The sequence below is a fragment of the Neobacillus rhizosphaerae genome (assembly GCF_937468385.1).
Taxonomy (GTDB): Bacteria; Bacillota; Bacilli; order Bacillales; family Cytobacillaceae; genus Neobacillus; species Neobacillus rhizosphaerae.
In genome coordinates, this window is sequence record NZ_CALBWS010000010.1 from 64,992 (window position 1) to 77,822 (window position 12,831).

The following is a 12,831-nucleotide window of genomic DNA, read 5'->3' on the forward strand; positions in this document are numbered from 1 at the left end:
TTTCTTATGTTCAATTGCCAGTGAATGATACACCGTATTCCAAATACCGATGTCATTAATAATTATATTTAGGGCACTTGCACGTTGTAACTGATTTGGCGGGACTCCTATTATAAAGTGAAATTCCCTCTTGTTTTCCCACTTATTCCTAATACTTCAACTTTGATGTTTTTTCATGCCTAATCGACCGAACCAACCGAATAATTTCCATGCTTCCCTTCAGTGCCATAAGGACAGTTACTATTTTCAGCCAAAGGAATACGTCCGGCTGAAAGATGGTTGCCATATGCCATATCGGTACAACTTGAGTCATACTCAACAACAGGATCATAAACAGACCTGCAAAATTCAGTACAATTCTTGCTATAACTTTGATAGATAGTTCAATACGGCCAGAATTGTCAGGACTCCACGGACCAAAGCAGCGCTTCGCAGTTCGAGCGGTCGTATATAATAACCATACGCTGAGTATGAATAGTAATCCATTTACAAGCATGTATTTCTGCGAAATGCTTAGACCTGATTCTCCAATCGGCTGTTCATTCAGCAAATTTATGACCCCGGAGGCAATGTGGGTAGTCGTAATAACGTGTGTATCGGGCCAAGCGGCATCGATTGCGTCAAGGACGTTAGCGAACACAATAACTCCTAGTTGTTGTTCTGGAACCATAAAAGTTTGGGCTTGGAAGCCTAATGAGCCACCCGGCGAACCGATAACCCGTAAACCGTTAATGTAATCTGACGACCAACCCATGGCGTACGTTCCCGGAACAGGTTCGGTCTGCATTAGACGTATGCTTTCCGAAGTGAGCACGGAATCATCTTCAAATCGGCCGCCGTTCATCTGGGCAATCAAGTAATGGCTCATGTCCTTCGCACTGGTATACATGTAGCCCGCTGGCGCATCCCCTGCAATATAAACAAAGGGGCCATCGTAGGCAACGTTGTATCCAAATATCCGACGGTAGGGCGTAGCCAGTCCGTGTGCAGCCGCTTCATCGAGCGTAACGTAGCTGTCATGCATAGACAAAGGGCTGAAAATATGTTCCTTCACATAGTCGCCATAGGACTGGCCGGATACTAGTTGCACAATATAACCAAGAAGTACATAATTTGCGTTCGAATACGTGAAGGGATGTTCGGTTTGCTTGGTTTGCTTTAAAAACTTTTCCGCATAAGACAAGGCGTTTTTCTCTATAGCATCTTGATATTGACCGTTGACACTTGCCAGCGTGTTGCTAAAAGTTGAGATTTGGGAGAACCCGCTTGTTTGGTTAAGTAACTGACGTACAGTAATGAACTCTGCACCTTTATACTTGGTGGGGATATAGCGCTGTATAGGCGCGTCTAAGTCAATTTTTCCTGTTTCGGCAAGTTGGAGAACGGCCATAGCAGTAATCGACTTGCCGATCGAACCTAATCCGAAAGGTGTTTCAGGCGTTACAGGACGACCTGATGAATCGGCTTGACCATATCCCTTAAGGTAAAGAAGGCGATCCCCCTGTACAATCCCGAGAGCCAGCCCCGGAAGACGTTGTCGTTTCATTTCACGAGCAATATACGTATCCACTTCGGAGAAGACTGAAGTTCCAGATCGCTCTGCTTGCATGCTTCCACCACTTCGCGCTGAACTGAATAGGGGGAAGATGACCAGACCACACAAGATTATTGCTATTATTCTCATTTTCATTTTAATTCCATCCCAAGTTATTTTCTGTAAACTATCCAAAGATTGTTCCGATTCGCTTTATCTGATCGGTAGTGCATATTCCAATGAATGAATATTATTAATTTCATTCATTCGGAGTTAAAAAAAGACCAATTTGAATCATCTATGATGATTTGTTAGGCCTTGCATAATAAATTCCGCTAAATATTGAATAATTTTGGGGGAAATGTTGAATGCCAATTTCATCTTTATGAGTATCAATGTAGACCAACGAATCAAAGAATACGGGCAAAAGATCCTCGTCGATATCTTCTCTGATTTTCCCCTGAGCTCTCCAGTTTTTAAGTAAATCCATGTCAAAATCACGAAAGGAATCAATATTTTGCTGCTTTCATTTCTATAATATTGTTCAAGTTCCTTATAGAAATCCTGACACATGATCATGGCGATTACCGGATGAAGGGCCGAGAAAAATCCGATTTCCGACGCCCACCGGAACACGCCCATGAAGGACAGGAACCACAACACAGGGCACCATGGTCGGGTCAGCTTTTGCGGCGGGAGCGGATCAGAGTTATCCCAGCAAGAGCCATGCTGGTCAGCCCCATCACGATGGCAACGATGGCCCCGACTCGCCCATCACCGGTGCCGGGACCACCAGGGAATATGGTCACATGTACAAAGGCGTAGGCTATGACGATGAGCCCCACGACCATGGCTACGATTGCCCCGTTTCGCCCACCGTTGCCGATACCACGGGTGGAGCGTCTCAGAGACAGTCCAGCCATGACCGCGGTGATCAGCCCTACCACCATATCTATCGTGGCCCAGCTTCGCCCGGGGGTGAATCCATATACGTAATTACCGTTGGCAGCAAAAGCAATAGTTGGCACAAGTAGAAATGCACAAAGTATTACGAATGAAACTAGCTTCATTTTCATTTGTTAATTCCTCCTCTTTGTTGTTTTTGCAAACTGTAACTTATACTAATGTTCTTTACATCATTTGCTTGAACGCTCGAAGAGTTCGATGGGATTACCTGCTGGGTCATCTAGTAAGATCTGCTTACCACCAAAACCTGTGACAATTTCATTGCGGAAGCGTAGGTCTGCTTTACGCAAGGTCTCGACAAAGCCGTTCAGATCATCGAACTTGATTTGAATCCGATTCCAGCCGCCGGGTTCCGGTTTTCGCCCATCCGGCATGGCTTGTGTGGCACCACCTGGTCCATTTTTAGCGTTAACAAGAAGATTCAAGTCACCTCGCTACAAAATGGCAAAACTGGGTGCTGGATGCATTTTGACCATGAAGTCAAGGTTGTTGTGTGTAGAATGCTATTGTCGCATCTACATCGTCGACAATGTAACGTACATTGATATGTGCCATTCTTTCTCCTCCTTAATTCGCTTTTCTAGCGTAGACGTTCCAACTATCCGAACACTCATCCTTAAGCAATAACTGTGTAGAACTCAGCTAATTCAAAAGTTCTTTGTTGTCTTAAGTCATTGTCTTGGAAGGGTAAAAAAAAGAACAAGGATACCGGACATTCCATATAGAACAATTACAATGATTCGAAACCAATGTGTTCTATTCTCATAATCATGCGCAACCAGATGCAGTGATACTCCAGACGCGATAATGAATAGAAAGACCAAAAGATAATCGGATAGATTAGGGTGACATCTTTCCACTCCATCCATGTTGAAGATTGTGATTAAAACTCAATTCAAACGCTTTGCTCCGCAGATTCTTGCTTTTTTTCTTTTTTGAGGGCATCGGTCCGCCGTGCGAGGGATACAGTTCCGAAAAACAACATCAAAGCAAGTACCGGATGAAGAGCAGATAAATATCCAATTTCATGCGGTAATTTAGCGCTAACCGCTATCAAAATGATAATGCCGATTAACCCCGCACTACGCAGTCGAAAAGAAAGCGGTAGCCGAGCGATGAAAGAAATCACGAATATCAGGATCGAAACAATGATCAGCAATCTGGCAAAGCCTATATGGCTGACCCATTGGGCCGAATCCCAAAACAGTGCGAGACCGGCAAGAAACACCTGGATCAAAATACCTATCGCAAATATTCTTAGCATTGCCTTAAACGCCAGACGCGCTCTAATCACGAGTGGTGAAGGATTGGTTATTTCTACAGCGTGATCCCCGATTTCAGGTTCACTGCGGTTTACGGAAAGTTTACTCATCTTTTTACCTCGCTTTCAATTAAAATAAGATTGGTCGGGTTTTCCATATAAGATTGTTCAATCGCTAGCTCGACTTTAGAATCTTTGTCGTAAAAAAGGCACCGTAACTCCTCAAGCCGTTTTGCTAGGAAAAGATCTTGTCATTTTCCATGAAATCAATCCTCCCGTTCAGTTAGCCTTTCTTGTTCTTCGCGGCTATTTCTCTCGTTTCACCGTCAGTTTAAACAATAAATGTCGAGAACCTATGCAGATCTTCCTCTTTTTGTGTGGATATCTTCAAGAACTTGGTAAATCACGGTATAATTTTCGGTAAGTGGTGTATTCCAGCACTGGAAGCAGAATAAACCGGAAAGAAGTGATTGAAATGGAAGCGAAATTGTTGCTGGTGGAGGACGAACCGGGCATGCTTGAGGAAATGCACACCTATCTGCAACGTGAAGGGTTTCGGGTGTTGACCGCCTGTACCGGCAAGGAAGCGCTCACGATTGCCCGGACTGAACGGCCTGATATCGTCGTGCTTGATTGGATGCTCCCCGAGAAAAGCGGCATCGAGGTATGCCGCGAAATAAGGCAAACCTCGCATTGCGGTATTATTATGGTCACGGCCCGATCGGATGAATCGGATAAAATCGTTGGTCTGGAAATTGGTGCGGATGATTATTTGACGAAGCCGTTCAGCTTACGCGAGCTCGCTTCGCGTATCCGAGCTTTACTTCGCCGCTTGCGCGGACCTGAAGATATGTCGACATTCTTGGAAAGAGACAACCTGACCATTTCCGAGGCCAAATGTCAGGTATTCAAGGACGGCCAGGAGATCCAACTGACACCAACGGAATTCAAAATTTTGTACACGTTGGCTGCGCGTCCTGGAATGGTTTTCAGCCGACTGCAATTATTAAAAACCGCACTCGCGGACGAATATATGGGATACGAAAGAACGATGGATTCCCATATCCGGAATCTTCGCCGCAAACTGGGAGACGATCCGTCCAATCCTCGATATATTCAAACGGTATACGGTTTCGGTTACCGATTCGGTGAACAATCATGACGTTGACGGTGCGCCAAAAAATATTTGTCTCCATGGGACTGCTCGTTCTTATTATTGGCGGCGCTCATGCAGTAACCAAACAGGCTTACATGGAGTCTTTGTTCGATCAATTTCGTAAGGAAGAAATCGATGCATCTTATTTAAACGCACTGCCCTGGGAACAAATCGAGATCTTGAAGACTTACGTTTCAGGTAAGATGCAGAAATTTTGGCTTGGAAATTGGGTGTTTTTCATAGCAACCGGGCTGCTCTTCAGTTTATGGATTTCGGGGGTGCTGACGATTCCGCTTAGAAAGCTCGTTGCCGCTATTAAACGCGTTGCAGAGGGGGATCTGGACGTGAACGTTCCTGTCCAATCAAAAGACGAATATGGGAAAGTAATCCAGACATTCAACGATATGACGCTTCGTCTCCGGGAAGCTGAGGATGGCCGCAGGCGGTTGGTAGCTGATGTCGCTCATGAGCTTCGAACTCCGCTGTCTATCATGCAGCTAAAATTAGAAAATGCTCAACAGACCGGTCAATACGTTCCTCCGGAAATGCTGCTTAGACTCCATGACGAAGTGATCCGCTTAGGCCTGCTTGTGGAAGATCTTCATGTCTTGTCGTTGGCTGAGGCGGGCCGGTTGGCATTGGACTGCAAACCGCTCGATCTGTCGGCAAGACTTGAACAAGTCGTTGATGATGTGAAAATGGAGGCTGAGGAGAACGGACTGGAAATGCGCTTCTATTCGAACACGAGGCCGGTAACGGTGATGGCCGACGCGAGACGGATCACGCAGGTGTTCATCAATTTGTTGACTAATGCAATCCGGTATACGCCGAAAGGAGGAAAGATTTCGGTTGTAATTGAAGACAAGGTCCTGGATCGGAATGCAGTCTATACATGTGTCTCAGTGATAGACACCGGCATCGGTATTCCATCCGAAGAGCTTGCCCACCTATTCGATCGTTTTTATCGCGTGGAAAAGGCCCGTTCGCGGCATACAGGCGGAACGGGGCTCGGATTATCGATCGCTCATCATTTAGTCAGAGCCCACGGCGGCTTCATCCGTGTCGTGAGTGAGCCTGATCAAGGTACGACATTTACCGTTTATTTACCTTTGGGTAAATGATATTAACAAAGGCTCTTATCTAAAATATTGTTGCTTCAAATATGTGTTTTTAAATGAGCATTTTGCATTAATCTGAGCCCTTGAGTCTGTAAATCAAATTTGTGAGATTACAAAAGTGTCTAGAGCTTCGCTTTATAGAAAATTGGCACAAGAGAATAAGTAACCTTTATTCGTTTGCCAAGTTTTTAAGAACCATAAATATTTTGAGTTATATAACCCACTCAGTTTAAACTAGTAATGTGTGAATCCAATAAAAAGGTGTAGATAAAATGAGGCAGCAAATAAAGATCTTAGTAGTTGAAGATGATAATGATATAAATCTATTATTATGTAACATCATAAGAAATAGTGGTTATATTCCTCAATCTGCTTTTTCTGGAACTGAAGCAATGATCTATTTGGAAAAGCAAAAGTGGGATATGGTACTGCTCGATCTAATGCTTCCCGGAATGACTGGAGAAAAGATTCTTGCAAAAATAAGTGAGCAAAGTCCTGTTCCTGTTATGATTATTTCAGCAAAGGTGGAGCAACAGACGAAAATTGATGCTTTACGAACAGGTGCAGATGATTATATAACCAAACCTTTTGATATTGAAGAGGTTTCTGCCAGAATTGATTCCCTACTACGTAGATACAGGCTCACGAGTCAGCCTTCAAATACCAAAGAGTTTCGTCATAAAGATATTTGTGTTGATACAGATTCAAAAACAGTAAGTGTAAATGGAACAGAACTAATTTTTACAGCAAGGGAATACGCCATTTTGGTTGTTCTTATATCTTCTCCTAAAAAGGTCTTTACGAAAGCTAACTTGTTTGAAAGTGTATGGAATGAAGATTTTCATGGGGATGACAATACGATAAATGTTCACATGAGTAATATCAGAAGCAAACTATCCAATGCTAATCCAAACGAAGAGTATATAGAAACGATCTGGGGGATGGGATATCGATTAAAAACTTAAGGTTCTCTTAAGAATTATCTTAAGCCTTTCTTATGTTTTCCTTTCTATACTAAAAGTATTATATGAGGGAGGTAAAATAAATGGGCGATTATGTTTTAAGAACAAGTAGTTTATCAAAGCAATATAAAGATCAATTGGCTCTAAATAATGTGGATCTTTCTATAAAAAAAGGCTCTATTTATGGATTTATTGGGCAAAACGGTGCGGGTAAATCAACATTAATTAGGGTAGTAACAGGTCTTGCTTTACCGACTAAAGGGAAGCTCGAATTATTTGGTCACAGCACTGAACAAGAACTTATTCAGGCTAGAAAGCGAATTGGGTCGATTATTGAGGGTCCTGCACTGTATCCCCATATGAGTGCAGCTGAAAATTTAGAAGCACACAGGCTTTTAAAGGGTATCCCTGGGAAAAAATGCATTGAAAAAACACTTTCTCTTGTTGGGCTCCAGAATACAGGAAAAAAGAAGGCAAAAAATTTTTCCTTAGGGATGAAACAACGGCTTGGTCTTGGTATTGCACTACTAGGAGATCCTGAATTCTTAATTCTCGATGAGCCGATCAATGGGCTCGATCCAATGGGTGTAGTTGAAATTAGAGAGTTATTGAAGAAAATGAATCATGAATATGGAATTACCATTTTAATCTCGAGTCATATTTTAAGTGAACTCTATTTACTGGCTACCCACTACGGAATTATTCATAAAGGGGAATTGTTAGAGCAATTAACTGTAAATGAACTGAATGAGAAATGCCAACAGTACATCCACGTTAAAGTGGATAAACCGGATAAAGCCACAGCCATTATTGAAACTCAGCTCGGTACTACTCATTATGAAGTTTTGCCTGACGGAACAATAAAGCTTTTTAGGTATCTTGATGCTCCGGGTAAAGTTTCCAAAACACTATCGAATGAGGGATTGATTATCGAACAATTCATGCCGATGGGGGAAAACTTGGAAACGTATTTTACCAATCGTATCGGGGGTGGTAAACATGAGTAGCTTAGTGAAGTCAGAGTTATTTAAATTGAGAAAAGATCGAATTTTTTGGACATTGGTCATTGTATTAATTGTGGCAGCTGTGTCTTATCCCCTACTGGTTTTTTTCGTATTGAAGGTTCAATCCGTTTCTGTAAAAGAGTTATACGCATCAGTGGCTCTGGAAGGAGTAAATAGTTATATTGTTAAGTTTGTACCTTGTATTCTTGCAGGTTTCTTTATTTCTAGCGAATATTCCATCGGTACAATGAAAAGTATTGGTGCCTCTGGTAATAGCAGAATCCGTATTTATTTTGCTAAATTAATGGTTTTTTCATTTGGTGCTGTTATTATTTCATTAACATTTCCTATTGTCATGGCGGCGGTTGGAACCATTTTTTATGGTTTCAATGATATGCCTGGACTAGACTATATTGTTCAGACTGTCGGTTTAACCATCCTTTATGCATTAGCATTTGCATCGATTATGGCTTTAGCTGCCATCATACTCACAGATAGTGGCAAGACGATTGGTTTTTTAATCCTATTTTTTTCTCTTTTTGATACTATCTTATACACTTTAAGTCAAAGATTTACTTTAATTGAAACAATCTATAATTATTCTGCATTTAGGCTATTTTTAGACATTAGCAAATTTAACTTAGGTAATGGAGCACTTCTTAAATTATTGCTCGTACCAATAATAACCTTTATTATTTTTGGACTTATAGGCAGTTTCGTGTTTCAGAGAAAGGAAATTCAGTAATAAGAGAGTGGGTGAGAATCATGGTATATATTGCTTTAATTTCTATAGTGGTAGCTGTATTTTTTCTCACTCGCTTTTATTTGTTAAAAAAAGAAATAAAAAGAGCAACTAAGCAATTAAACGAGTTAAACAGCAAAAAGACCGAAAAGAAAATCGATATTGCTTATTTTGACAAAGATTTCGAAAAGCTTGCTCGTGAAATCAATGATCAAATTGATTTCACTTTACAGGCATACGCAGAAAAACGGCGTAAAGAAAACGAATTGAAACAAGCTGTTGCCAATATATCACATGATATTCGTACACCGATGACCTCTATTTTAGGGTATATTCAATTTTTAGAATCGGACGAGTTATCTTCAGAGAAAAGAACAGAATATATTACCATAATTAAAAGTGGAGCACTAAGATTAAAGGTTTTATTAGAAGATTTTTTTGAATTATCTCTAATAGAATCTGAAGATTATCCTTTAAAGATGGAAAAGATCAAATTGCACCATTTGCTTTTAGAAGTTTTGGTAGTTTTTTATGAACAATTTAATCAACAAAACCTTGAGCCGGTCCTTCATATTCCAGAAGAAGAGATAAGTATCATAGCTGACCCATCTGCAGTAAAACGAGTGATTGAAAACTTAGTACTCAATGCAATTAAACATTCAAGTGGAAATGTAACAATTCGCCTTGAAAAATTGCACTCCTCCATAAAACTGATCATCAGCAATGAGGTTAGTCAGTTAAGTGAAAATGATATTATTTTTCTTTTTGATCGATTTTATAAAGCAGACAAAACAAGATCTGAAAAAGGTACAGGGTTGGGATTATCGATTGCTAAAAGCCTTATGTTAAAAATGCATGGCAAACTCACTGCTGAATTAAAAGATAATGAGTTATCCATGATCTGTGAATGGGAAAAGTAGTTCTTTTCTTGTACTATAGAACTCAATCCAGCTGAAAACCTAAAGACATAAAAAAAAGCTGTATTTTGATTTTTCCATATTAGATATACCGAAGATGGATGGAATCATTGAAACAAATGCACTACCTTTCCTAATATTTATGACTTTGCCATGGATAGAATGATAAATTTAGTAATAGCCATTGAAATATGGTTAGAATGACCCCAATTTGATCAAATATCTTGTCATGATCCAAAAATCTAAGAAGTATTAATTGAAGTGGAAAAAGGCAGAAAAATAATATCAATAGATTACGGTTTAATCTCTTCCATGTGGGTGAGGGAAGGGAAGATGCTGACCTCAAATTACGAATAATCCATAAGCAAACAAGTACCAAAAAGAGTACATCGAAGGGAAAAATGATTTTTTTTAAGGAAAAATCAACTCCAAGGGTATCCCCTTTAAAATGGATGGTTTCTGTAGAGAAGAACCAAGAACCTGACTCAATGACTAAAAGTATAAACCATGTTAGCAATAGCCAATGAAATGGTTTGCGAGCTCCTCTCCACCCCAAAAAAACTACCGAGGTTAGTAAGGAACCTAGAATCAATAACAGCCAATACTGTCCGCCTATTCCAGTTCCACCTATTCCCATCCATCCTGACCACGAATAAGATGGTCCATCGAATAAGCCTCTTATTATAGGCAACCAGTATGTTAACCCGCTAAGCATAACATAAAGAAGAATAAGACGTATTAGCCTATCTGGTTTCCATTCCATAACGAAATCACTCCTATTTCGTGTTTTCTAATAATAAGTTAGTACACTTAACAAAAGACACTTGGATATTGAATAACTCCCTCAACCTTATAGAGAGCATTTTCATGTAACTCCATTGCCATTGCTAGATGGTCATCCGAATCGTGTGGACACACCTGGGTAGCAGGATTGTCGTTCAAAACGATGGTAACGTGGTAATATACCGGCCTGATGGAAGATCAGTCTGGGCAACGAATTCCTTTCAAAGGTAAAGGGGGATATTTTCCATATTTAAAGTGGGTTTACCTGTAAATAACTTATGAGTATCTTTCTTAAATAAGTCCAAATATCAATATACCTCTTATGGAATTTTTTGATAGTATTAGAATAACATCTACTAACATACTAATTTCTGAAATAGGAATAATATTTCAAATATGGAGGAGATGGGGATATGAACTTCGAGATGCAAAAGGCAAATATGCTGGCTGAACATATACATGACTTTATTGATTATGTTCGAAAAAATAATAAAACAATAAACAGTCTTTATGCCAACAAAGATCAAATTTATCAAATAAAGCTTTGGATCGAGGAATATAAGTTTCATATCATTGCAGATGAACTCCTTAGAATTAATCAATATTCCTGGGATGAAAAGTACACGTATTATCTAGTTGAACAATTTAAAAAGGGAATCAGTATAATCGATGAATACGTAACCAATCACTACGACGACCTATTCCTATTTACAGCTAGACTATACACATTAAAGAATCTCATTCAATTACTAGAAAATTAAGGGACTAGAGATCATTCTTTGCTATGATTAATAATAGTAGATAGTCATCTTAAATTGAGTAAGGTTTTTTCAACACAAAAGATGATCAAAGAAAAAATAAATCAATAATAATATTATGTAAACAAAAAACTAGTTATTAGTTTTTTGAAGATAATGGTTTAAAAAGAAAGGCGGACTGAAGGATGTCCCAGTACTCAGATGATTCCAAAGCTTTGGGAAGTCAACCAGATTGGCTCCAAAGTTACATAGATTCTCCAGAAAAACAAAAACATTTATATAAACGTTCATTGATGATTGTTGTCATCTCACAAATTTTTGGTGGTGCAGGACTTGCAGCGGGAATTTCAGTTGGTGCCTTAATTGCACAAGATATGCTTGGGACAGACCAATTTGCTGGAGTTCCTACAGCATTGTTTACCTTGGGGTCAGCTCTGGCCGCGTATCTTATAGGGCGGGTATCGCAACATTTTGGTCGACGATTAGGATTAGCAGCAGGATTTTTGACAGGTGGTATTGGTGCTATCGGAGTTGTCTTTGCAGCATTAATGAATAATATTCTATTCCTTTTTGCCTCTCTATTTATCTATGGCGCCGGAACAGCAACAAATCTGCAAGCACGCTATGCAGGGACCGACATGGCCACTACGAAGCAGAGGGCAACAGCCATTAGTTTTGCAATGGTTTCGACCACAGTTGGTGCTGTTGCAGGTCCAAACCTGATTGAGGTTATGGGAAGATTTGCTACGTCAATCGGTGTCCCTGCTTTAGCTGGTCCTTTCATTTTGGCTGCGACAGCCTTTATTCTTGCTGGTTTGGTGCTATTAGTTTTCCTTCGTCCTGATCCTCTTGTAGTAGCTGACGCTATTGCGGCAGTAAAAAGAAAGGAAGAGGAACATGTTTCGATTGGGAATTCAACTGGAATGGAACGGTTAGATCGACGTGGGATTGTAGTGGGATCAACACTTATGATTTTAACACAGCTGGTCATGGTTGGCATAATGACGATGACACCTGTCCACATGAGGCATCATGGACATGGTTTGAGTGAAGTTGGTATGATCATTAGTATTCATGTGGCCTTCATGTTCCTGCCATCCTTCGTCACAGGTATTCTGGTTGATAAGATTGGTAGAATGAAAATGGCAATCGCTTCTTGTGCTACTCTACTAGCAGCCGGGGTTTTTGCTGCTATCGCTCCTGCTGATTCCATGCTACTCCTCATCATCGCCCTCGCTTTGCTTGGGCTGGGGTGGAACATCGGTCTGATTTGCGGAACAGCCCTCATCGTAGATGCAACCCAACCTTCAATGCGGGCAAAAACACAAGGAACAGTAGATGTTTTGATCGCATTAGCAGGTGCTGCTGGGGGAGCACTTTCGGGGATGGTTGTTGCTCATACAAGTTATGCAACACTCTCATTAATTGGATGTACGCTTGCACTATTACTTATCCCAGTTGTTGTCTGGTCTCATCAAAAATCGAGTCAAGTCTGAAAGGAGAGATTCATCGTATCGTGAATACGATGAAATGCGAATATGAACATGATCCTGGTTATTAGATGTAAGAGCTATGGATTATTTTGTTGGTTTGTGCCATGATTTTATGAAGGATTGCATTAATAAATATA

The 12,831-nt window shown here is 40.4% G+C and carries 12 protein-coding genes and 1 pseudogene; 9 read left to right on the plus strand and 4 right to left on the minus strand.

Annotated features, from left to right (window positions below; genetic code table 11):
• Nucleotides 1-148: 148 nt before the first annotated feature.
• The 4 genes from M5A78_RS09895 to M5A78_RS09910 all read right to left on the minus strand — a co-directional run bounded on the left by M5A78_RS09895 (nucleotide 149) and on the right by M5A78_RS09910 (nucleotide 3,872).
• A complete protein-coding gene (locus tag M5A78_RS09895) occupies nucleotides 149-1,609 on the minus strand; it encodes a serine hydrolase domain-containing protein (RefSeq protein WP_248735105.1) in 1,461 nt (486 codons plus the stop codon).
• A 605-nt stretch (nucleotides 1,610-2,214) separates the two neighbouring features.
• Nucleotides 2,215-2,610, minus strand: coding sequence for a DUF6223 family protein (locus M5A78_RS09900; protein ID WP_248735106.1), 396 nt, complete (start codon nucleotides 2,608-2,610; stop codon nucleotides 2,215-2,217).
• Between the two features lie 60 nt (nucleotides 2,611-2,670).
• Nucleotides 2,671-2,925: a VOC family protein gene (locus M5A78_RS09905; RefSeq protein WP_248735107.1), complete on the minus strand. Its 255-nt coding sequence runs from the start codon at nucleotides 2,923-2,925 to the stop codon at nucleotides 2,671-2,673.
• A gap of 470 nt (nucleotides 2,926-3,395) precedes the next feature.
• Nucleotides 3,396-3,872 carry a DUF6220 domain-containing protein gene (locus tag M5A78_RS09910; RefSeq protein ID WP_248735108.1) on the minus strand — a complete coding sequence of 159 codons (477 nt, stop codon included), beginning with the start codon at nucleotides 3,870-3,872 and terminating at the stop codon, nucleotides 3,396-3,398.
• A 364-nt stretch (nucleotides 3,873-4,236) separates the two neighbouring features.
• On the opposite strand from M5A78_RS09910, the gene M5A78_RS09915 reads away from it, so the two are divergent.
• The 9 genes and pseudogenes from M5A78_RS09915 (at nucleotide 4,237) to M5A78_RS09955 (ending at nucleotide 12,697) form a co-directional block, all read left to right on the plus strand.
• Nucleotides 4,237-4,923 carry a response regulator transcription factor gene (locus tag M5A78_RS09915; protein WP_248735109.1) on the plus strand — a complete coding sequence of 229 codons (687 nt, stop codon included), beginning with the start codon at nucleotides 4,237-4,239 and terminating at the stop codon, nucleotides 4,921-4,923.
• Nucleotides 4,920-6,038 carry a sensor histidine kinase gene (locus M5A78_RS09920; RefSeq protein ID WP_248735110.1) on the plus strand — a complete coding sequence of 373 codons (1,119 nt, stop codon included), beginning with the start codon at nucleotides 4,920-4,922 and terminating at the stop codon, nucleotides 6,036-6,038. Before M5A78_RS09915 ends, M5A78_RS09920 begins: the two co-directional genes overlap by 4 nt.
• A 91-nt stretch (nucleotides 6,039-6,129) precedes the next feature.
• Nucleotides 6,130-6,201: pseudogene (locus M5A78_RS09925) on the plus strand (helix-turn-helix domain-containing protein); the annotation flags it as partial.
• Nucleotides 6,202-6,307: 106 nt separating this feature from the next.
• Nucleotides 6,308-7,000: a response regulator transcription factor gene (locus M5A78_RS09930; RefSeq protein ID WP_248735111.1), complete on the plus strand. Its 693-nt coding sequence runs from the start codon at nucleotides 6,308-6,310 to the stop codon at nucleotides 6,998-7,000.
• 80 nt (nucleotides 7,001-7,080) lie between these two features.
• Nucleotides 7,081-8,004, plus strand: coding sequence for an ATP-binding cassette domain-containing protein (locus M5A78_RS09935; RefSeq protein WP_248735112.1), 924 nt, complete (start codon nucleotides 7,081-7,083; stop codon nucleotides 8,002-8,004).
• Nucleotides 7,997-8,746 (plus strand): ABC transporter permease, encoded by a 750-nt coding sequence (locus M5A78_RS09940; RefSeq protein ID WP_248735113.1) that lies wholly within the window; start codon nucleotides 7,997-7,999, stop codon nucleotides 8,744-8,746. The genes M5A78_RS09935 and M5A78_RS09940 overlap by 8 nt, the downstream gene beginning before the upstream one ends.
• Nucleotides 8,747-8,766: 20 nt before the next feature.
• The gene (locus tag M5A78_RS09945) at nucleotides 8,767-9,663 is read left to right on the plus strand and encodes a sensor histidine kinase (protein WP_248735114.1); all 897 of its coding nucleotides are present in this window, start codon (nucleotides 8,767-8,769) and stop codon (nucleotides 9,661-9,663) included.
• A 1,193-nt stretch (nucleotides 9,664-10,856) separates the two neighbouring features.
• A complete protein-coding gene (locus M5A78_RS09950) occupies nucleotides 10,857-11,204 on the plus strand; it encodes a hypothetical protein (protein ID WP_248735115.1) in 348 nt (115 codons plus the stop codon).
• A 182-nt stretch (nucleotides 11,205-11,386) separates the two neighbouring features.
• A complete protein-coding gene (locus M5A78_RS09955; protein WP_248735116.1) occupies nucleotides 11,387-12,697 on the plus strand; it encodes an MFS transporter in 1,311 nt (436 codons plus the stop codon).
• The last annotated feature ends 134 nt before the right edge of the window (nucleotides 12,698-12,831 follow it).

Coding starts and splice junctions, on each gene's coding strand:
- M5A78_RS09895 (WP_248735105.1), bottom strand. CDS start 1,609: ATGCAAGCAGAGCGATCTGGAACTTCAGTCTTCTCCGAAGTGGATACG.
- M5A78_RS09900 (WP_248735106.1), bottom strand. CDS start 2,610: ATGAAAATGAAGCTAGTTTCATTCGTAATACTTTGTGCATTTCTACTT.
- M5A78_RS09910 (WP_248735108.1), bottom strand. CDS start 3,872: ATGAGTAAACTTTCCGTAAACCGCAGTGAACCTGAAATCGGGGATCAC.
- M5A78_RS09915 (WP_248735109.1), top strand. CDS start 4,237: ATGGAAGCGAAATTGTTGCTGGTGGAGGACGAACCGGGCATGCTTGAG.
- M5A78_RS09920 (WP_248735110.1), top strand. CDS start 4,920: ATGACGTTGACGGTGCGCCAAAAAATATTTGTCTCCATGGGACTGCTC.
- M5A78_RS09930 (WP_248735111.1), top strand. CDS start 6,308: ATGAGGCAGCAAATAAAGATCTTAGTAGTTGAAGATGATAATGATATA.
- M5A78_RS09935 (WP_248735112.1), top strand. CDS start 7,081: ATGGGCGATTATGTTTTAAGAACAAGTAGTTTATCAAAGCAATATAAA.
- M5A78_RS09940 (WP_248735113.1), top strand. CDS start 7,997: ATGAGTAGCTTAGTGAAGTCAGAGTTATTTAAATTGAGAAAAGATCGA.
- M5A78_RS09945 (WP_248735114.1), top strand. CDS start 8,767: ATGGTATATATTGCTTTAATTTCTATAGTGGTAGCTGTATTTTTTCTC.
- M5A78_RS09950 (WP_248735115.1), top strand. CDS start 10,857: ATGAACTTCGAGATGCAAAAGGCAAATATGCTGGCTGAACATATACAT.
- M5A78_RS09955 (WP_248735116.1), top strand. CDS start 11,387: ATGTCCCAGTACTCAGATGATTCCAAAGCTTTGGGAAGTCAACCAGAT.